The sequence below is a fragment of the Actinoplanes sp. NPDC049668 genome (assembly GCF_044465445.1).
In the GTDB taxonomy this organism is placed as follows: Bacteria; Actinomycetota; Actinomycetes; order Mycobacteriales; family Micromonosporaceae; genus Actinoplanes.
This window is the reverse complement of record NZ_JBITLR010000002.1, coordinates 623,537-642,229: the sequence shown is the minus strand read 5'-3', so window position 1 is coordinate 642,229 and position 18,693 is coordinate 623,537. Positions and strand designations below refer to the sequence as shown.

Below are 18,693 nucleotides of genomic sequence, written 5' to 3'. Positions count from 1 at the left end.
TGCGCCGGCGGTCAGGAGGACGTGACGACCATGCGCACGGGCGTCGGGTCGAAGCCGTTGCACGGGTTGTTGATCTGCGGGCAGTTCGACACCAGCACCAGCACGTCCATCTCGGCGCGCAACGCGACGCGCAGGCCCGGTGCGGAGATGCCGTCGACGATGCCGAGGCTGCCGTCCGGGTCGACGGGGACGTTCATGTACCAGTTGATGTTGCTGACCAGGTCGCGTTTGCCGAGCCCCCACCTCGAGCCCTCGGTCAGGAAGTTCTCGACGCAGGCGTGCTGGTGTTTGGTGTGCTGGCCGTACCGGAGGGTGTTGGACTCGCGGCTGCAGGCGCCGCCGACGGTGTCGTGCCGGCCGACCTCGTCGGCCACCACCGTCATCAGTGGGCGGCCCTCGCAGGAGCGGAGCACGCTGCCGGTGGTGAGGAAGATGCCGCCCTGGGCGGCCACGGTGTCCGGTGCCGAGTAGCGCTCGGCGGTGTCGTCGGCGTTGTAGATCAGGCAGTCGACGGCCTGGTTGCCGTGCAGGTCGACGATGGTCAGCACCTGTCCGCGACGCACGATCGCCGACCACGGCGCGCGCGCCGCGACCCGCTGGTCGAGGACGATCGTGCCCGGCACCAGCGCGGGCGATTCGGCGGCGGAGACGGTCATGCGATCCCCCGGGCGGTGAGGTAGTCGGCGGTGTTCGCGAAGGCGCGCTCGCCTTCCGGTGAGCGGGACCAGAGCTGGTCGGTGTGCACGGTGGGCGCGCCCCTCCAGGCCCTGATCTCGACCGGGGTGCAGGTGTACGCCTCCCGCGGGTCGAGCGGGTGCGGAACGTTGGCCAGCAGCACCGTGACCGGCATCTCGGCCCGCAGTTCGACCGTCGCTCCCGGTCCGGCCGGGCCGAGCCGGGTGAACGTGCCGTCGTCGCCGACCCGTACCCCCTGGAAGAAGGAGATGCTCGGCGGCAGATCGCGGCGGGTGAGGCCGTGTTTGGCGGCGGCGAGAGCGAACAGTTCCCGGCCGGCCGGCGACGGGCCGTGCGGGCTGCCGTCGCCGTACCTCTCGGTGTTGCCGCCTCGGGTGCTCGTGCCGCAGAAGGTGTCCGAGCGGTCCCGCGCCCCGGCGGTGACCGAGGCGAGGACCCGGCCCTGGTCGGAGAGGAGCAGGTGGCCCTCCCCGACGTAGGCCTGCCACAGCACCTTCACGGTGTCGGCGACGTTGAGCCGCTCCCACGGTTCGTCGGCGTTGAACAGCAGCACCGAGACGCAGGCGTCACCGTGCAGGTCGGTCAGGCGCAGCGTGGTTCCGCGGGCGAGGCGCCTGCTCGCGTAGCCGCCGCCGGGAATGGTCTCGGCCCAGGTGAGGTTCTCGCCGAGCCGGGTGGCGGGCACGATCGGCATGCAGTCGACGACGGTTCCGCCCTGGGCGCGCGCGTGTTCGCGGGCTCCCGCGGTGGTCGCGGTGCTCACGCGGTCTCTCCCTCGAGAGCGGCGGGGACGACGGCCGGGAACGACAGCCGCGGCTGCAGGGCGTGTGCGCGGCTGCGGTAGCGCAGGTAGGCGAGGCCGCCCACGAGCAGGGCGCCGCCGACGAACAGCAGCGAGAAGTAGTGCAGGTACCAGTGGGTGCCGGCCGGGTCGTAGACCTCCTGCCGTGGCCAGCCGAGATTGAGGATCATGCCGATGCCGTAGACGACGGCCAGGACGTTGACGACGATCCCGAACCGGCCGAGCGCGAACAGCCGTCCGCCGCGTTCGGTACCCGTCGCCTCCTCGCCGTTCGGCCAGCCCTTACGGCGGCGGAGCAGCAGCGGGATCGTGACCAGGGCGTAGGCGATGTAGAGCATCACGATGCAGACGCTGGTGACGGCGGTGAACAGGGCCGCCTGGCCGATGTTGACGAGCAGGACCGCGATCGCGCCGACCCCGACGACCATCGCCGGCACCGTCGGAGTTCCCGTGCGCGCCGGCACCCTGCTCAGGGCGGCGGAGAACGGCAGGACGCCGTCGCGGGCCATCGAGAAGATCATGCGGCTGCCCGCGGTCTGGATGGCGAGGGTGCAGACCGCGACGGCGATGGCGACGTCGATCAGCAGGATCCGGCCGCCGGTCTCGCCGAGGCGGCTGGTCAGCACGTAGGGCAGGCCTTCGGTGGCGAGCCGGCCGTCGGTGAGGCTGGGCGCGGCCATCAGGGCGGCCAGTAGCATCAGGCCGCCGCCGATGCCGGCGGCGGCGAGCGCCCGCAGGATCGTGCGGGGTGCGGTGTGCCGCGGGTCGCGGGTCTCCTCGCTGAGCTCGCCGGCGCTGTCGAAGCCGACGACCACGTACGCGGCCATCAGTGCCGAGACCAGGAACGGGCCGACGTACGCGAGGCCGCTGCCGGCGCCACCGGTGTCGAAGACGACGCCGGGCCCGCGTTCGGCGTTGACCAGCAGCAGCACCACCACCGCGACCACGCCGATGATCTCCAGGGTGACGCCGGTGCTGTTCACAATGGCCATCAGGCGGACACCGAGGACGTTCACCAGGGTGGTCAGCGCGATCAGGATGGAGCCGAGGACGACGGCGTTGGTGGCGCCACTGGTCGACGTGAGTGCCGGATCGTCGCCGACGAGCTGGAACCCGGACCAGATCGACGGGAGCACCACCTGCAGCGCGATCGCGGCGGCGGCGACCGTGGCGATCTGGGCGATGATCATGACCCAGCCGGCGAACCATCCGACCGTGGCGTTGGCCAGCCGCCGCGACCACTGGTAGATGCAGCCGGACAGCGGGTAGCGGGCGGCCAGCTCGGCGAAGTTGAGCGCCACCAGGAACTGGCCGGCGAAGACCAGCGGCCAGGTCCAGAAGAAGGCCGGGCCGCCGAACGAGAAGCCGAAGGCGAAAAGCTGGAAGACCGTGGTGAGGATCGAGACGAAGGAGAACCCGGCGGCGAACGACGCGTAGCTGCCCAGACCGCGGCGCAGCTCCGGCTGGTACCCGAAACCGCGCAGGTCGGCGGCGTCGGCCTTGTCGCTCGGGGGTGGTGCCGACAGTACGGGGGTAGTTGACATGACCGCCTCCTCGGGCCGGAATACCTGTCAAGTGACAGGCTGAGGGAGGCGTTCATCGACGAGGGTTTCTGCGCCGTTAATCTTGAGTTACCGGGTGTGTCGCCGGGGTTACCACGCCGCCCGGCCGGTGGTGACCGCACCACATGCGACGATGCAGGCGTGAGCCCCTCGCCCTCGACGCCGACCGCCGGCCGGCCCCGCTCCGGCGCCCGGCGCCTCCCGGACGCCACCGCCCGCGAGGAGATCCTCGACGCCGCCGCCGAACTCTTCGTCCAGCGCGGCTATGCCGCCACGTCCACCCGGCTCATCGCCGAGACCGTCGGCATCCGCCAGGCGTCGCTCTACTACCACTTCGCCAACAAGGAACAGATCCTCGCCGAACTGCTCGAGGCCACCGTCCGCCCGACCCTCACCCACGCCGAGGAGCTCGCCGGCCAGGACCTGGACCCCGCGGCCGCCCTGCACGACCTGGTGGAGTACGACGTCGGCGTCCTGCTCGGCGCCCGCTGGAACGTCGGCATCCTCTACGCCCTGCCCGAGGTCGCCACCGAACCCTTCACCCGGTTCCGCCACGAACGCGAACAGCTGCGCCGGACCTACCGCACCCTCGCGGCCGCGGCCGCCACCGGCGGCATCGACGACCCGGACATCGTCGGCGACCTGGTCTTCGGCCTGGTGGAAAGCGTCATCGAGATGCGCCGCGAGCTGCCCACCCTCGCCCCGCCCGAGAGACTGCAGCGCGCGGTCACCGCCGCCGCCCTGCGCCTGGTCGGAGCAACCGCGAACCGGCCCTAGCCGCCGACCACCGGCGCCGGTTCGCGCAGGCGGCCGATCAGGGCGTCACCGACCCGGGCGGTCTCCCGCTTGTAGGGGGTGTCGGAGAGCACGAAGTGGCTGATGCCCAGTTCGGCGTAGCGGCGCAGGGCCGCGGCCACGTCGTCGGCCGACCCGACCAGCCACGTCGTGCCGGCCCCGCCTCCGCCGTGGCGGCCCGGCGCCGTGTACAGGCAGGTGTCCAGCACGTCGCCGCGGTCGGCCAGGTCGAGCAGCCGCTGCTGGCCGACCGCGGGTCCGCGCTGCTGGTGCGGCCACCGGCCGCTCGCCGGGCGGGTGCCCAGCTCGGCGACCTTCGCCTCGGCGTCCCGCCAGGCCTCCTCCGTGGTGTCGCGGATCAGCGTGGTGATGCGCAGCCCGAACTCCAGCGGCGGTAGGTCGCGGTCCAGTTCGGCGCTGAGGCCGCGGAGCCGGTCGATGCGCTCGGCGATGCCGTCGAGCGGCTCGCCCCAGAACAGCTGCACGTCGGCCTCGGTCGCGGCGACCTTCTCGGCGGCGGCTGACGCGCCACCGAAATACAGGCGAGGACCTTGACGGTACGGCCGGAGCGCGACCGTCGAGTCGGTGACGCTGAAGTGTTCCCCGGCGTACGTCACGTTCTGCTCGGTCCACAGCCTGCGTACGATGCGCATGAACTCCCTGGTCCGCGCGTACCGCTGGCTCTGATCGCCCTCGACGTCGCCGTAGGCGGCGAGATTGTCCTGCCCGCTGACGATGTTGATCAGCAGGCGGCCGCCGCTGAGGTGGTCGAGCGTCGCCGCGGCGCTGGCGAAGTGCGCCGGGGTCCAGTAACCGGGCCGGATCGCGGCCAGCGGCCGGAACGTCGTGGTCCGTGCCGCGATCGCGGTGGCGACGGTGAACGTGTCCGGCCGGCCCCAGCCGGTGCCGATCAGCGCCCCCGACCAGCCGTGTTCCTCGGCGGTCCGGGCCAGGTCGACGCTGTGGTCGAGGGTGCCGTACCCGCTGACGGTGTCGTCGCCGCGGTGCCCGGGCTCGACGGTGTTCGGGATGTACCACAGAAAAGTCGGCTCGCTCATGCCGCGCTCCTACGGCGTCGGGCCGGGTCGGTGAGCGCCGGCGGGTGGTAGCCCTGGTCGCGGGCGGAGAGGGTGACGCCGGGCGGCACGATCTTGTCGATCTCGTCGAGGATGTCCCGGCTGAGGCGGACCCGGGCGGCGCCGAGCTGGCCTTCGAGCTGTTCGAGGGTGCGCGGGCCGATGATCGGGGCGGTGACCGCGGGGTGTTCGAGGACGAACCCGAGCGCCAGGTGGATCAGCGACAGGCCGGACTGCTCGGCGAGCTCGGCGAGGGCCTCGACGGCGGCGACCTTGGCCGCGTTCTCGGGGGCGTCGATCTCGAAGCGGCCGGGCTGCCGGCCCGCGCGGCTGCTCGACGGCTGGGCGCCGCCGGCTCGGAACCTCCCGGTCAGCCAGCCACCGGCGAGCGGGCTCCAACCGATCACGGCGAGGCCGTACCGCTGGGCGACCGGGAGGACCTCGCGCTCGATGCCGCGGGCCAGGATCGAGTACGGCGGCTGCTCGGCGACGACCCGCTCGCGGCCGCGCCGCTCGGCGATCCACTGGCCCTCGACGATCGCCGACGGCGCGAAGGTGGACGTGCCGAGGTAACGGATCTTGCCTTGGTGCACGAGGTCGGACAGGGCGCCGAGGGTGTCGTCGAAGTCGGTGTCCTCCTCGGGCCGGTGCACCTGGTAGAGGTCGATGTGGTCGGTCTGCAGGCGGCGCAGGCTGTGCTCGACCGCGCGGACGATCCAGCGGCGGGAGTTGCCGAAGTGGTTCGGGTCGGTGCCGATCTGGCCGTGGAACTTGGTGGCCAGGAAGACCTCGTCGCGGCGGCCGAGCAGGGCCTTGCCGACGATCGTCTCGGACTCGCCCTGGCTGTAGACGTCGGCGGTGTCGATCAGGTTGATGCCGGCGTCGAGGGCGTGGTGAATGATCCGGATGCTGTCGTCGTGGTCGGGATTGCCGCGGGAACCGAACATCATGGTGCCCAGGGCGAGGGCACCGACCTTGACGCCGGTACGGCCGAACGGGCGCAGCGGAACGGTCATCGGGAAATCAGCTCCAGGTGGTTGGCGGGACGGGGGAGCCCGTAGTGTTCGCGCAGCGTGCGGCCGGTGTATTCGGTGCGGAACAGACCGCGTTCCTGCAGGATCGGCACGACCTTGGCGGCGAACGCCTCGATGCCGGACGGCAGCACCGCCGGCATGATGTTGAAGCCGTCCGCGGCCCCGTTCTCGAAGTAGTGCTGGATCGTGTCGGCGACCTGGACGGGCGTACCGGTGAACGTGCGGTGCCCGCGACCGCCGCCGAGCTTGCCGATGAGCTGGCGCACCGTCAGGTTCTCCCGCCGGCCCCAACCGACGATCAGGGTGCGCCGGCTCTTGTGGCCCTCGATCTCGTCCTCGCCGGGCAGATCCGCCGGCAGCGGCTCGTCCAGCTTGAGCCGGTCGGCGTCCACCCCCAGGACCGTGGCCAGGGTGGCGACCGCGAACTCCGGGGCGATCAGCCGCTCCAGTTCGGCGTCGAGTTCGCGGGCCTGCGCCTCGGTGTCGCCGATGACCGGCACGATGCCGGGCAGGATGACGACGTGATCGGGGTCGCGGCCGGCCGCCACGGCGCGGCGCTTCAGGTCGGCGTAGAAGGCCTGGCTCTCCCGCAGGGTCGGCTGGGCGACGAAGATCGCCTCGGCCCACTTGGCGGCGAACTCCTTGCCGTTGTCCGACGAGCCGGCCTGCACCAGCAGCGGGTATCCCTGCGGGGAGCGGGGCACGTTCAGCGGCCCGTCCACCCGGAAGTAGGTGCCGCGGTGGTCGATGCCGCGGACCCGGTCCCGCACGGCGTGCACGCCGGCCCGCTTGTCGGCGACGATCGCGTCGTCGGTCCAGCTGTCCCACAGCTTCGTGGAGACCTCGAGGAACTCGTCGGCCCGTTCGTAACGGTTCCGGTGCTGGGGCTGCTCGTCCAGGCCGAAGTTGCGGGCGGCCGCCTCCCCGGCGGTGGTGACGATGTTCCAGCCGGCCCGGCCACCGGACAGGTGGTCCAGCGAGGCGAACCGCCGGGCCAGGTTGAAGGGCTCGTTGTACGAGGTGGACGCGGTCGCGATCAAGCCGATCCGGGTGGTGGTCGCGGCCAGCGAGGCGAGCAGCAACGTCGGCTCCAGCTTGCCGGCGGGGCGGCGGCCCGGGTCGCTCCACAGCACCGGGCTGTCGGCGAGGAACACCGAGTCGAACTTCGCCTCCTCCGCGACGCGGGTCAGGTGCTGGTGGGCGGCGAGCGACAGATTCGCGTACGGGTCGGACTCCGGCAGTCGCCAGGACGCCTCGTGGTGGCCGGTGTCGTGCAGGAACAGGTTGAAATGCAGCTGCCGGCTCATTGCGCTATCAACTCCAGGCTGTCGGCGGGGCGGGGGAGGCCGTAGTGGTCGCGCAGGGTGGTGCCCTCGTAGTCGGTGCGGAACCGGCCCCGCCGCTGCAGGATCGGCACCACGTGATCGACGAAGGTGACCAGGCCGGACGGCAGCACCGCGGGCATGATGTTGAAGCCGTCCGCGGCCCCGGCGTCGAACCACTCCTCGATGGTGTCGGCGACCTGCTCCGGGGTGCCGGCGAAGGTGCGGTGGCCGCGGCCTCCGCCGAGGCGGCCGATGAGCTGCCGCACCGTCAGGTTCTCCCGGCGGGCCAGGTCGACGATCAGGGTGAAGCGGCTCTTCGCGCCCTCGATCTCGTCCTCGGTCGGCAGGTTGTCCGGCAGCGGCTCGTCCAGCGGCAGGTCGGCCGGGTCCAGGTTGAAACGTTCGGCGAGCTGCTTGCGGGCGTACTCGGGGCTGATCAGCCGTTCCAGTTCGGCGTCGAGTTCGCGGGCCCGCGCCTCGGTGTCGCCGATGACCGGCACGATCCCGGGCAGGATCTTGATGCCGTTCGGGTCGCGGCCGGCCGCGGCGGTGCGCCGCTTGAGGTCGCGGTAGAAGGCCTGTGCCTCGCCGAGGGTCTGCTGGGCGGTGAAGACCGCCTCGGCCCACTTGGCGGCGAAGCCCTTGCCGTCCTCCGACGAGCCGGCCTGCACCAGCAGCGGCCAGCCCTGCGGCGACCGCGGCACGTTGAGCGGCCCGTCCACCCGGAAGAACCGGCCCCGATAGTCGATCGCCCGTACCTTGGCGGCGTCGGAGTGGACGCCGCCCTCCTTGTCGGCGATGACGGCGTCGTCGGCCCAGCTGTCCCACAGTTTCGTGGCGACCTCCAGGAACTCGTCCGCCCGCTCGTAGCGCTCCCGGTGCGGCGGCACGTCCTCGAGGCCGAAGTTGCGGGCCGCGTCGGCGCCGGCGGTGGTGACGATGTTCCACCCGGCCCGGCCGCCCGACACGTGGTCGAGGGACGAGAACCGCCGGGCCAGGTTGTAGGGCTCGTTGTAGGAGGTGGAGGCGGTGGCGATCAGTCCGATGTGCTCGGTGACGCAGGCCAGCGCGGTCAGCAGCACGGTGGGTTCCAGCTTGCCGGTCGGCCGGCGGCCGGGGTCGCCCTGCTGCACCGGGCTGTCGGCCAGGAACAGCGAGTCCAGCCGCCCGCGTTCGGCGGTGCGGGCCAGCTCCTGGTAGTGCTTGACGCTCCAGCTCGCGTACGGGTCGCTCTCGGGCAGACGCCACGACGCCTCGTGGTGCCCGACGCCCATCAGGAACGCGTTGAGGTGCAGCCGGTTCGGGTTGCGGGTCATCGCCGGACCTCCTCGTCCACGCCCAGACCGTCCAGCAGCAGCGTGCGCAGCTTGGCGAACCCGGCGTCGGAGCGGGACCGGTGGGTGAGCTCGACGCGGACGTCGGTGCGCACCACACCGGCGTCGAGCAGGATCACCCGGTCGGCGAGCACGATGGCCTCGTCGACGTCGTGGGTGACCAGCAGCACGGCCGGCCGGTGTGCCTCGCACAGCTTGCGCAGCAGGGCGTGCATGCGGATGCGGGTCAGGGCGTCCAGGGCGCCGAACGGTTCGTCGGCGAGCAGCAGTTGCGGTTCGCGGACCAGCGAGCGCGCGAGCGCGGCTCGCTGCTGCTCACCCCCGGACAACTGGTACGGCCACGCGCGTTCCCGCCCGGCGAGTCCGACCTCCTCGAGCGCCTGCCGGCCCCGGTCGCCGGCGTCCGAGCCGCGCAGCCCGAAAATGACGTTGTCCAGGACCCGCTTCCAGGGCAGCAGCCGGGAGTCCTGGAAGACCACTGAGACCTGCTCCGGGACGGTGATCCGCCCGTGCCCGGCGACGTCGCGGTCCAGGCCCGCGAGGGCCCGCAGCAGGGTGCTCTTGCCGGTGCCGGAGCGGCCGATCAGGGCGACGAACTCGCCGGCGGCGATGTCCAGGTCGAGACCGTTGAGGACCCCGCCGTCGGAGTTGAAGCTGCGGTGCAGGTCGCGGACGCGGACCGCGAGGTCCCTGGTCAGCCGTCGAGCGTCTGTCGCCATGCCAGCGCCTTCCTTCCGGTGAGGCGCACCGCGCTGTCCGCGCAGTAGCCGAAGATCCCGTAGATGACCAGGCCGACGACGATCACGTCGGTCTGCCCGTACTGCTCGGCCAGGGTGATCATGTGGCCGACGCCGGCGACCGCGTTGTACTGCTCGACGACCACGAGGCCGAGCAGCGCCGCGGTGACGGCGAACCGCATGCCGAGCAGGAACCCGGGTAGCGCGCCGGGCAGCACCACGTGGCGGACGAACTCGCCGTGGTTGATGCCGATGGTCTCGGCCAGTTCGGCGTACCTGCCGTCGATCGAGCGCAGCCCGTTGTGGGTGTGGATGTAGATCGGCACGAGGCTGATCAGCGCGATCGTGATGATCTTCATCTCCTCGCCGATGCCGAACCAGGCGATGAACAGCGGGATCACCGCGAGCGTCGGTATCGACCGCTTGATCTGGATCGGCCCGTCGATCAGCGACTCACCGAACCGGGACAGTCCGGAGACGACCGCCAGCACCGCGCCGGTGACCACGCCGAGGGCCAGGCCGATCGCCGCGCGCTGCAGCGAGGCGAGGATGTTGCCGAGCAGGTCGTTGTTGACCCACTGGTCCTCGAAGGCGACCACCACGTCCCACGGCGCGGACAGGATCGCGGGCTTGATGACGCCGGTCGCCGACCCGGCCGACCAGAGGGCCAGCGCGAGGACCGGGCCGATCCAGAAGGCGAAGCGGATACGGCGGCCGGGGCCGAGCCGGCGGCGCACGACCCGCGCGTCGACCCGGTCGCGGACCTTCACCTCGGGGGTGTGCAGGATGGCGGTCATGCGGCATCACCGGTGACCACCTGGGAGCCGGCGGCCGCCGCCTGGACGGCTTCGAAACGGCGGTCGACGAGGGTGTTCACGTCGATCTTCTCGTGGTTCTGCTCCTTGGCGAGCAGGTCGGCGGTCTCCTGGAGGCGGGCGATGGCGGCGTCCCAGCTCGCCGGGATGCCCTTGACGCCGCTGATCTCGACGACCGCCTTCGCATCGGCCTCACTGAGCCCTTCATGGTCGGAGTAGAACGCCTTCGCGTACTCGTCGGGGTGCTCGTTGGCCCACAGCACGGCCTTGGTGCGCACGGCGACGTACGCCTTCAGCGCGGCCGCCTTCTGCGGGTCCTGCACCGCGCTGGTAAGGCAGTACAGGGTGGAGGCGTCGTCGCGGATGCCGGTGTCGATGGAGCTGGCGCCCGGGTATTTGGCCTCGTAGAGCTTGATGTTCTGGGCGCCGATCGGCGCGACGTCGACGGCCTTGCTGCCGAGCGCGGTCACGTAGGAGTCGCCGGTGCTGGTCAGCTCGACCAGGTTGACGTCCTGCTTGCTCAGCCCGGCCTTCTGCAGCACCCGCAGCACCAGGGCGCCCTGTGCCTGACCCGCGCTGTAGGCGATCTTCTTGCCCCGCAGGTCGGCCAGCGACGCGACGTTCGCGCCGGGCGCGACGCCGAGCTTGTAGATCGGGTACTTCAGCGGGTCGAGGGTGACCGACTGGAACACGATCTTCGTGGAGGTGCCGGTCCACGCGGCGAACAGCGACGGGATGTCGGCGACCGCGCTGCAGTCCAGCTTGTCGGCGCGGAACGCCTGGATGCTCTTCGGGCCGCCGCTGATGTTGGCCCACTCGACCTTCACACCGGCGTCGGCGAGCTCCTTGTCCTGGCCGGAGACTCTCACGATGGACTCGATCTGTGGGTCGCCGAGGCGCAGCACGGTGCCGCTGGGCACCTGGTCCGGCAGCGCCGCCGCCAGATCGAGTTTGGTTCCGGCCTGTTCCTCGGCGCAACCCGCGGCGAGCAGCACGGCGGCGGCGAGGACGGCTATGACCGTACGGGGGGAGGTTCGTCTCATGGGTTCGTCCTTTTCTGCGGCGTCAGAGAACGTGGAAGTTGCCGTCGTGGTAGAGCAGTGGCGCGCTGTGCTCGGCGAGACCGACCTCCTCGATCCGGCCGATGACCAGGTGCGATCCGCCGGCGGGATGGCGCAGCTCGATCGAGATCCGCAGCCAGGCGGCGGCGTCGTCCAGCACGGGCTCGCCGGTCGGCAGCCGCCGCCAGCGCGTCGGTGCGGCGAACCGGTCGATGCCGCTGGTCGCGAAGGTCCGCGCGAGCTCGGTGTGCGCGGCGCCCAGCAGATGCACGACGGCGGTGCCGGCGTCGCGCAGGTGCGGCCACGCCGACGCGGTGCCCGTGATGCTGAACGACAGCAGCGGCGGCTCGGACGACAGCGAGGCGAGCGACGTGACGGTGACGCCCGCGGCGCCGCGGCCGGCGTCGGCGGTCACCACGGCCACGCCGGCGGCGTGGCGGCGGAACACCCGACGGAACAGGGCGGCGTCGACCGAGGTCGGGCGGGAAACGGTGACGGTCATGAGGGGCTCCCAACCGGAATCGAGAGGGGCAGGGCCGATCGGGCCCGGACACGGCGGGCCTGAGGTCAGAGGTGGGTGGAGCCGTCCGGTGCGGTCACCGTGGAATTCATACTATGCAGCTAGGATTAGAGGGCAACAATGCGCCGAACTGAATTAAGTCCCGGCTGCTCAGGACGCGCGCAGTCGCACCCCGAGGTCCAGTGGCGACGCATACACCTGGTCCAGGGCGACGGCCCCGCCGGCCACCGCCAGCACGGTGCCCGGGAAGCTCGACGGGCGCACCACCCGGCCCACGTCGGCCGCGGCGGACGACCAGCCCGCCACCTCGGCCCGCAGCGTCGCCAGACACTCCGGCAGCTGGTTGGCGCCGGCCTCGGCGACCACCAGCACCTCCGGGTCGAACAGGTCCAGCAGCAGCGCCGCGGCCCGGCCCACCAGCTGGGCCCGGTTCCGCAGCAGCTCCAGCGCGCCGGCGCTGCCGCCGGCCGCCGCCCGCACCAGGGCGGAGATGACCGGCTGGTCGATCAGCCCGCCGGCCAGCGCCCGCCGGACCAGCACCCGCTCCGAGACGGCCGCCTGCAGGCAGCCGACCCGGCCGCACGAGCAGGCCTCCCGGCAGCCCTCGACGGGCAGATGCGCCACCGCTCCCGACGCCGACCGCGGTCCGTGGTGGACGGCGCCGCCGGTCGCGAACGCCACGTCGACGACGTTGCCGACGAACAGGTGCACGGCGCTCTCCCGGGCCCGGCCGGCCACCTCACCGAACAGCAGCTCGGCGCGCAGCAGTGCCCGGGAGTTGTTGTCGGCGCGCACCGGCAGGCCGGTCGCCTTCGCCAGCGCCGCGCCGATCCGCACGTCCCGCCAGCCCAGCGGCGGATGCTCGATGATCGTCCCGTTCGAGGAGTCGACCCAGCCGCCGGTCGCCAGGCCCAGCCCCAGAATCCGGCGGCGCGAGTGCCGGCGGCGGAGCGTGGCGATCCGGGCGGCGACCGCGGCGATGACGCTCGCCGGGTCGGTGCGGCCGTGCGGCTCCTGGATCTGCGCGATGATCCGCCCCCGCAGGTCCAGGAGCGACACCGTGATCCGTGGGACCGCGATGTGCACCCCGACCACGGCGGCGCCCTGTACCTGGATGTCCAGCGGCACGTGCGGGCGGCCGATCCCGGGCGGCCCGGCCGCTTCCGGCACCTCACGGATCAGCCCGCGCGCCAGCAGGGAGGAGGCGACGCCGGTCACCGACGCCGCGGACAGGCGGGTCACCCGGGCTACCGAACTGCGGGCGATCGGCCCGTGATCGAGCACCGCGCGCAGCACCGCACCGGCCGAGTCGCGCGACCGGCGCGACTCGATCAGCGGCAGGTCACCGCGCCGGGTCGTCGGCCGTTCGCCGATCGGCCCACTCACGAGCCACCGGCGCGAGAGTGGATCATCTGTCGAGCGTAACGCCCTGGCCACGCCGCTGTCGCCACACGTTACTGGACGTTTTACGGTCGGTAACACTGACAGCCGGCGCGGCTTCGGTCAGCGCCGGTTCGGTCTTCGGTCCGCCGGCGCCGCGCTGTGATTGACTTGCCCGTATGGCACTGTGTCCGCCCGCGTCAGTTCGAGTGGTCCGGTGACCGCCGGGCCGACCGCGGCCACTCGACCGAGCAACCGCAAGCAGCTCATCGTCGAGGCGGCCGGCCAGGTGTTCAGCGAGCGCGGCTACCACGCGTCGTCCATGGAGGAGATCGCCGCCGGCGTCGGCATCAGTGCCGCGGCGCTGTACCGGCACTTTCCCAACAAGTACGCCTTGTTCGCCGAGTGCGCCGACGTCATGGTGGACCGGCTCGTCGCGGCGCTCGACGAGTCGCCCGAGGCGGCTCTGAAGGACGTGCTCGCCGCGCTCACCCGGGTGACGGTCGCCCACCGCGCGTCGGGTGGCCTGTACCGGTGGGAGGCCCGCTACCTCGAGCGCGCGGACCGCCGGCTGCTTGCAGGCAAGTTCGCACACGTGGTGGGGCGGGTGTCCGAGATCGTCCGGCACGAGCATCCGCTGCCCGAGGAGCGCCTGCGTGCCGTGGCCGCCCTCGGCGCGATCGGGTCGATCACGATGCATCACAGCTCGGTCGCCCAACGCCGGATCGAGGACCTCCTGCTGGCATCCGCCATGCGGGTGGCCGCGACCGATCCGACGTCGGCCGCCGGCAGTGCGCGCCTGGTCGAACTGCCCGTACAGCCCGTGCCGCGTACCCGACGTGCCGAGATCCTGGCGGCGGCCATCCCGCTGTTCGCCCGGGACGGGTTCGCTACCGTCACCAACGGGCAGATCGCGCAGGCGGTGGGGCTCACCCCGTCCGGGATCTACCGCCACTATCCCGGCAAGGTCGATATCCTGGTGGCCGCGTGTCTGCAGGCCGCGGGGCTGCTGGCCCAGGCGGTGGAGCGGAGCGTCCATCAGGCGGCCGACCCGCGCGAGGCCGTGGTCGCGCTGGCCGCGGCGTACGTGGCCTACAGCTTCGAGCACAACGCGCTCAACAGCGTCGCCGAGGCCGAGATCCGCGGCCTGCCGGCCGACCTGAGGCGGCCCCTGATCCTTGCACAGCGTGAGCACATCGCCGTCTGGGAGCAGCAGTTGAGAATGGTCCGTCCCGAGTTGGACCCGCACCAGGCGCGCCTGCTGGTGCACGCGGGGTTCGGCGTGGTGGTCGAGGCCGGACGCGCGCTGCGATGGCAGAACGCCCCCGGCCATCGGGACGCCGTCACCGCCCTGGTCATCGGCGCCCTGACCCGCTGAGTCAGGCGCCGGGCCGGTTTCCCGTCGGGATGGTGATGGGAGTGTAGGTCGCCGAGGTGCCGTTGTTGAGGAAGAGCATCGCCAGGCCGCGTACGAGCCGGTCGAACATGGAGAACCCGTTCGGCATGACCGGCGACAGCCCCTCGCGAAACGCGACGTACGCCGGCCAGCCGACCTCGATCAGGCCGCGCGCCACGAGGTCGCGCGGAAGTCGTAGCCAGTCACCGATCGTGTCGCTGAGCACGTAGCGCGCGAATTCGTGCAGGAATCCCCGGGTGACGCCCAGGTCGATCTGGCCGGTGAGGCCGAACAGGATGTCGGCCAGATTCCTGCCCTCCGGCGTCGGGGCGAGGATAGGCGTCAACACATAGGACGACTGCCGCTTCGCGGCGGCCCAGCTCGCCGGGATGAAGTCGTCCCGCACGCCCAGCAGGTGCAGTGCGACCTGCCACATGTGCAGATAGGCGTCCTGTTCCGCGGACGACATCCGGATGCCCCAGGAGCTCAGCTTGCCGTGCACGTAGGTGCCGAGGCTGTGGAAGGTGACCAGGATGTCGCCGTTGCTGATCGGCAGGAAGTCCTGGTCGTCCGTGACCGCCCGCCACGCCGGTGACTGCGGCAGCAGGTGGCGCACCGCGGCGTGAGTCAGACGGGTCTTGTTGGAGGTGACCACGAAGTGGCCCGAGGGCTGGAAGGCGTCGGCCGCGCTCAGGTCGTAGCCGTACGTGAAGGTCTTGGCCGCCCGCGACTGCATGTCGGCGCCGCCCTCGGAGTAGTAGACGTTGCGTGCCTCCCGCGGGATCACCGTGCTCATGATCCCGCTGCCCAGGCCGTACAACAGGAACAGGTACATGCTCATGCGGTTGTTGAACCGGGCGCCGCGGTTCAGCTTGGCCTGGTCGGCCCACGACGGCAGGCCGTTGACCCGCTGGAGGTAGGCGGAGAGGTCCGCGGGCAGGCCGCCGGGAACCGGGTCGCCGTTGTTGATCCATGACTCGAACGCGGTGTTGACGGCCGGGATCTGACCGTTCTCCAGGAGTGAGGCGACGAGCGGGTCGGTGGCGTCATCCCAGACGCCCCACGGGTCGGTGACCGTGTCGGCCGCGGCGATCGAGTCCGCGGACGACCACGCCCACGCCCTGGCCGGGTCCGCCACGCCGACCAGGCCCAGCGCGGCCCCGAGGGTCAGGACGTGCCTTCTGCTGAGATTCTGCATTAGCTTGCCTACTTCCCGTTCGGCCTGACGTCACCTTGAACACCAGCTCGTGGCGGTCACAGGGGCAGGTTTCAAAGGAACGCAAGATGTGATTTCCTGTTAACATATCGAGGTACTCCACTATGCACAAGGGGTCGCCTGCAGGCGCCGAAACGCCCCCGGCCGGCCCGACGAATGCGTCGGGCCGGCCGGGGGTCGGTGGATCGGTGGATCAGTTGAGGTCGAAGCGGTCCAGGTTCATCGTCTTGACCCAGGCCGCGACGAAGTCGGCGACGAACTTCTCGCGGGCGTCGTCGCTGGCGTAGACCTCGGCCAGGGCGCGCAGCTCCGAGTTGGAGCCGAACAGCAGGTCGACCCGGCTGCCGGTCCACCGGACCTCGCCGGTGGCGAGGTCGCGGGCCTCGAAGCTGGTCGCGTCCTCCGACGTCGGCTTCCACACCGTGCCCAGGTCGAGCAGGTTGACGAAGAAGTCGTTGGTCAGCGACCCGGGGTTGTCGGTGAGGACGCCGACCGGCGACTGCTGGTAGTTCGCGCCGAGGACGCGCAGACCGCCGACCAGCACGGTCATCTCGGGCGCGCTCAGGGTGAGCAGGTTCGCCCTGTCGACCAGGAGGAACTCGGCCGGCAGCCGGTTGCCCTTGCCGAGGTAGTTGCGGAACCCGTCCGCGACCGGCTCGAGCACGGCGAAGGACTCGACGTCGGTCTGCTCCGGCGTCGCGTCGGTACGGCCCGGGGTGAACGGCACGTCGACCGTGTGGCCGGCGTTGCGGGCGGCCTGCTCGACGGCCGCGGAGCCGGCGAGCACGATCAGGTCGGCGAGCGAGATCCGCTTCCCGCCGGTCTGCGCGGCGTTGAACGACTCCCGGATGCCCTCCAGGGTGCGCAGGACGCCGGCCAGCTCGGAGGGGTCGTTGACCTCCCACCCGCTCTGCGGCTCGAGGCGCAGGCGCGCGCCGTTGGCGCCGCCGCGCTTGTCGCTGCCGCGGAACGTCGAGGCCGAGGCCCACGCGGTGGAGACCAGCTGGGCGACCGACAGGCCCGAGGCGAGGACCTGGCCCTTGAGGCCGGCCACGTCCGCGGCGTCGACCAGCTCGTGGTCGACGGCCGGCACCGGGTCCTGCCAGATCAGCCGCTCGGCCGGCACCTCGGGTCCGAGGTAGCGGTCGATCGGGCCCATGTCGCGGTGGGTCAGCTTGAACCAGGCGCGGGCGAAGGCGTCCGCGAACTCGGCCGGGTTCTCGTGGAAGCGCTTCGAGATCGGGCCGTAGACGGGGTCCAGGCGCAGCGCGAGGTCCGTCGTGAGCATCGTCGGCGCGTGGGTCTTGGCCGCGTCGTGCGCGTCGGGGACGGTGCCGGCACCGGCGCCGCCCTTCGGCTTCCACTGGTTCGCGCCGGCCGGGCTCTTGGTCAGCTCCCACTCGTACCCGAAGAGGATGTCGAAGAAGCTGTTGTCCCAGGTGGCGGGGGTGTTCGTCCAGGCGCCCTCGAGGCCGCTGGTGATCGTGTCGCCGCCCTTGCCGGTGCCGAACGCGTTGCGCCAGCCCAGGCCCTGCTCCTCGAGCGAGGCGGCCTCGGGCTCGAGGCCGACGTTGTCGGCCGGGCCGGCGCCGTGCGTCTTGCCGAACGTGTGGCCGCCGGCGATGAGCGCGACCGTCTCCTCGTCGTTCATGGCCATCCGGCCGAACGTCTCGCGGATGTCGCGGGCCGAGGCGAGCGGGTCCGGGTTGCCGTTCGGACCCTCCGGGTTGACGTAGATGAGGCCCATCTGCACCGCGGCGAGCGGGTTCTCGAGGTCCCGGTCGCCGGAGTAGCGCTCGTCGCCCAGCCAGGTGGTCTCGGGACCCCAGTAGACGTCCTGGTCCGGCTCCCAGACGTCGGGGCGGCCGCCGGCGAAGCCGAAGGTCTTGAAGCCCATCGACTCCAGGGCCACGTTGCCGGCGAGGATCATGAGGTCGGCCCAGGAGAGGTTCTGGCCGTACTTCTTCTTGACCGGCCAGAGCAGGCGGCGGGCCTTGTCCAGGTTCGCGTTGTCCGGCCAGCTGTTCAGCGGCGCGAAGCGCTGCTGGCCGGCGCCGCCGCCGCCACGGCCGTCGCTGACGCGGTAGGTGCCCGCGCTGTGCCACGCCATCCGGATCATGAACGGGCCGTAGTGGCCGTAGTCGGCCGGCCACCAGTCCTGCGAGGCCGTCAGCACCTCGGCGACGTCCCGCTTCACGGCCGGCAGGTCGAGGGTCTTGAACGCCGCGGCGTAGTCGAACTCGCCGCCGAGCGGGTTGGCCACCGCCGGGTTCTTGGCGAGGATCTTCAGGTTCAGCTGGTTCGGCCACCAGGCGCGGTTTCCGCCGCCCTCGGTCGGGTGCGCGGCGCGGCCGTGCGCGACCGGGCAGCGGGACTCGGCGCCCGCCTCCTCGTCGTGGATGATCGGCTCGTGGTCCTGGGACGGCACGGACGTGGCGCCCGCCTCCGGGTCGTGGACGATGGCGTCGTGGTTGTCGGACATGGTTTCCTCCGTGACTGGGTGAATCACAAGCTGTTTCAGGAGCAGGCGGGGCACTGGCCCCAGAAGACGACCTCCGCCTCGTCGATCGAGAAGCCGCTGTCGTCGGAAGCCTCGAGACAGGGCGCCTCGCCGACGGCGCAGTCGACGTCGGCGATGAGGCCGCAGGAGCGGCACACGATGTGGTGGTGGTTGTCGCCGACCCGGGCCTCGTACCGGGCGACGGAGCCGGCCGGCTGGATGCGCCGGACCAGCCTCGCGGCGGTCAGCGCGTGCAGCGTGTTGTAGACGGCCTGGTGGGAGACCTCGGGCAGGTCCCGCCGGACCGCCCCGATGATCGAGTCGGTGTCGGCGTGCGGGTGCGTGTGCACCGCGCTCAGCACCGCGACCCGAGGCCGGGTCACCCGCAACGCGGCCCCACGCAGCAGTTGCTGGAAGTCCACGCCCGGAAGTCTGCTCGCTATT

Annotated in this window: 17 protein-coding genes; 2 read left to right on the top strand and 15 right to left on the bottom strand. The window is 71.6% G+C overall.

Annotated elements, in window-relative coordinates; all coding sequences use genetic code 11:
* Positions 1-11 precede the first annotated feature (11 nt).
* Genes ACIBSW_RS09880 through ACIBSW_RS09870 form a run of 3 tightly spaced genes read right to left on the bottom strand, consistent with a single transcriptional unit; the run spans position 12 to position 3,042 of the window.
* Positions 12-656, bottom strand: coding sequence for an urea amidolyase associated protein UAAP2 (locus ACIBSW_RS09880; protein WP_354727427.1), 645 nt, complete (start codon positions 654-656; stop codon positions 12-14).
* Positions 653-1,459, bottom strand: coding sequence for an urea amidolyase associated protein UAAP1 (locus ACIBSW_RS09875; RefSeq protein WP_354727429.1), 807 nt, complete (start codon positions 1,457-1,459; stop codon positions 653-655). The genes ACIBSW_RS09880 and ACIBSW_RS09875 overlap by 4 nt, the downstream gene beginning before the upstream one ends.
* The gene (locus tag ACIBSW_RS09870; RefSeq protein WP_354727431.1) at positions 1,456-3,042 is read right to left on the bottom strand and encodes an amino acid permease; all 1,587 of its coding nucleotides are present in this window, start codon (positions 3,040-3,042) and stop codon (positions 1,456-1,458) included. Before ACIBSW_RS09870 ends, ACIBSW_RS09875 begins: the two co-directional genes overlap by 4 nt.
* Positions 3,043-3,201: 159 nt before the next feature.
* Here ACIBSW_RS09870 and ACIBSW_RS09865 point away from each other — a divergent pair, with 159 nt between their 5' ends.
* Entirely contained in the window at positions 3,202-3,837 is a 636-nt protein-coding gene (locus tag ACIBSW_RS09865) for a helix-turn-helix domain-containing protein (RefSeq protein ID WP_354727433.1), read from the top strand.
* Here ACIBSW_RS09865 and ACIBSW_RS09860 read toward each other — a convergent pair.
* The 9 genes from ACIBSW_RS09860 to ACIBSW_RS09820 form a co-directional block, all read right to left on the bottom strand.
* Positions 3,834-4,913: an LLM class flavin-dependent oxidoreductase gene (locus tag ACIBSW_RS09860; protein WP_354727435.1), complete on the bottom strand. Its 1,080-nt coding sequence runs from the start codon at positions 4,911-4,913 to the stop codon at positions 3,834-3,836. The two genes, ACIBSW_RS09865 and ACIBSW_RS09860, sit on opposite strands and share 4 nt — an antisense overlap.
* A complete protein-coding gene (locus tag ACIBSW_RS09855) occupies positions 4,910-5,947 on the bottom strand; it encodes an aldo/keto reductase (RefSeq protein WP_354727437.1) in 1,038 nt (345 codons plus the stop codon). Before ACIBSW_RS09855 ends, ACIBSW_RS09860 begins: the two co-directional genes overlap by 4 nt.
* Entirely contained in the window at positions 5,944-7,272 is a 1,329-nt protein-coding gene (locus tag ACIBSW_RS09850) for an LLM class flavin-dependent oxidoreductase (RefSeq protein ID WP_354727439.1), read from the bottom strand. The genes ACIBSW_RS09855 and ACIBSW_RS09850 overlap by 4 nt, the downstream gene beginning before the upstream one ends.
* Positions 7,269-8,606, bottom strand: a complete 1,338-nt coding sequence (locus ACIBSW_RS09845) for an LLM class flavin-dependent oxidoreductase (RefSeq protein ID WP_354727441.1) — start codon at positions 8,604-8,606, stop codon at positions 7,269-7,271. The genes ACIBSW_RS09850 and ACIBSW_RS09845 overlap by 4 nt, the downstream gene beginning before the upstream one ends.
* Positions 8,603-9,343: an ABC transporter ATP-binding protein gene (locus tag ACIBSW_RS09840; protein ID WP_354727443.1), complete on the bottom strand. Its 741-nt coding sequence runs from the start codon at positions 9,341-9,343 to the stop codon at positions 8,603-8,605. Before ACIBSW_RS09840 ends, ACIBSW_RS09845 begins: the two co-directional genes overlap by 4 nt.
* Positions 9,319-10,158, bottom strand: a complete 840-nt coding sequence (locus ACIBSW_RS09835) for an ABC transporter permease (RefSeq protein WP_354727445.1) — start codon at positions 10,156-10,158, stop codon at positions 9,319-9,321. The genes ACIBSW_RS09840 and ACIBSW_RS09835 overlap by 25 nt, the downstream gene beginning before the upstream one ends.
* Positions 10,155-11,219: an ABC transporter substrate-binding protein gene (locus tag ACIBSW_RS09830; RefSeq protein WP_354727447.1), complete on the bottom strand. Its 1,065-nt coding sequence runs from the start codon at positions 11,217-11,219 to the stop codon at positions 10,155-10,157. Before ACIBSW_RS09830 ends, ACIBSW_RS09835 begins: the two co-directional genes overlap by 4 nt.
* Before the next feature lie 22 nt (positions 11,220-11,241).
* Positions 11,242-11,739, bottom strand: a complete 498-nt coding sequence (locus ACIBSW_RS09825; RefSeq protein WP_354727449.1) for a flavin reductase family protein — start codon at positions 11,737-11,739, stop codon at positions 11,242-11,244.
* Between the two features lie 168 nt (positions 11,740-11,907).
* Positions 11,908-13,143: an ROK family protein gene (locus ACIBSW_RS09820; protein WP_354727451.1), complete on the bottom strand. Its 1,236-nt coding sequence runs from the start codon at positions 13,141-13,143 to the stop codon at positions 11,908-11,910.
* 211 nt (positions 13,144-13,354) lie between these two features.
* Between ACIBSW_RS09820 and ACIBSW_RS09815 the strand changes: the two genes are divergently transcribed.
* Positions 13,355-14,515, top strand: coding sequence for a TetR/AcrR family transcriptional regulator (locus ACIBSW_RS09815; RefSeq protein WP_354727453.1), 1,161 nt, complete (start codon positions 13,355-13,357; stop codon positions 14,513-14,515).
* Between the two features lies 1 nt (position 14,516).
* Here the strand turns inward: ACIBSW_RS09815 and ACIBSW_RS09810 are convergent, their stop codons facing one another.
* The 3 genes from ACIBSW_RS09810 to ACIBSW_RS09800 all read right to left on the bottom strand — a co-directional run bounded on the left by ACIBSW_RS09810 (position 14,517) and on the right by ACIBSW_RS09800 (position 18,671).
* Positions 14,517-15,731: an oxygenase MpaB family protein gene (locus ACIBSW_RS09810; RefSeq protein WP_354727455.1), complete on the bottom strand. Its 1,215-nt coding sequence runs from the start codon at positions 15,729-15,731 to the stop codon at positions 14,517-14,519.
* Between the two features lie 211 nt (positions 15,732-15,942).
* Positions 15,943-18,231, bottom strand: a complete 2,289-nt coding sequence (gene katG / locus ACIBSW_RS09805; RefSeq protein ID WP_404799289.1) for a catalase/peroxidase HPI — start codon at positions 18,229-18,231, stop codon at positions 15,943-15,945.
* A 35-nt stretch (positions 18,232-18,266) separates the two neighbouring features.
* Entirely contained in the window at positions 18,267-18,671 is a 405-nt protein-coding gene (locus tag ACIBSW_RS09800) for a Fur family transcriptional regulator (RefSeq protein ID WP_354728967.1), read from the bottom strand.
* Positions 18,672-18,693: the final 22 nt, after the last annotated feature.

What these genes read in the sequence shown, in the direction of transcription:
- ACIBSW_RS09880 (WP_354727427.1), bottom strand. Translation starts at nt 656, where the DNA reads ATGACCGTCTCCGCCGCCGAATCGCCCGCGCTGGTGCCGGGCACGATC.
- ACIBSW_RS09870 (WP_354727431.1), bottom strand. Translation starts at nt 3,042, where the DNA reads ATGTCAACTACCCCCGTACTGTCGGCACCACCCCCGAGCGACAAGGCC.
- ACIBSW_RS09860 (WP_354727435.1), bottom strand. Translation starts at nt 4,913, where the DNA reads ATGAGCGAGCCGACTTTTCTGTGGTACATCCCGAACACCGTCGAGCCC.
- ACIBSW_RS09855 (WP_354727437.1), bottom strand. Translation starts at nt 5,947, where the DNA reads ATGACCGTTCCGCTGCGCCCGTTCGGCCGTACCGGCGTCAAGGTCGGT.
- ACIBSW_RS09850 (WP_354727439.1), bottom strand. Translation starts at nt 7,272, where the DNA reads ATGAGCCGGCAGCTGCATTTCAACCTGTTCCTGCACGACACCGGCCAC.
- ACIBSW_RS09845 (WP_354727441.1), bottom strand. Translation starts at nt 8,606, where the DNA reads ATGACCCGCAACCCGAACCGGCTGCACCTCAACGCGTTCCTGATGGGC.
- ACIBSW_RS09840 (WP_354727443.1), bottom strand. Translation starts at nt 9,343, where the DNA reads ATGGCGACAGACGCTCGACGGCTGACCAGGGACCTCGCGGTCCGCGTC.
- ACIBSW_RS09835 (WP_354727445.1), bottom strand. Translation starts at nt 10,158, where the DNA reads ATGACCGCCATCCTGCACACCCCCGAGGTGAAGGTCCGCGACCGGGTC.
- ACIBSW_RS09830 (WP_354727447.1), bottom strand. Translation starts at nt 11,219, where the DNA reads ATGAGACGAACCTCCCCCCGTACGGTCATAGCCGTCCTCGCCGCCGCC.
- ACIBSW_RS09825 (WP_354727449.1), bottom strand. Translation starts at nt 11,739, where the DNA reads ATGACCGTCACCGTTTCCCGCCCGACCTCGGTCGACGCCGCCCTGTTC.
- ACIBSW_RS09810 (WP_354727455.1), bottom strand. Translation starts at nt 15,731, where the DNA reads ATGCAGAATCTCAGCAGAAGGCACGTCCTGACCCTCGGGGCCGCGCTG.
- katG (WP_404799289.1), bottom strand. Translation starts at nt 18,231, where the DNA reads ATGTCCGACAACCACGACGCCATCGTCCACGACCCGGAGGCGGGCGCC.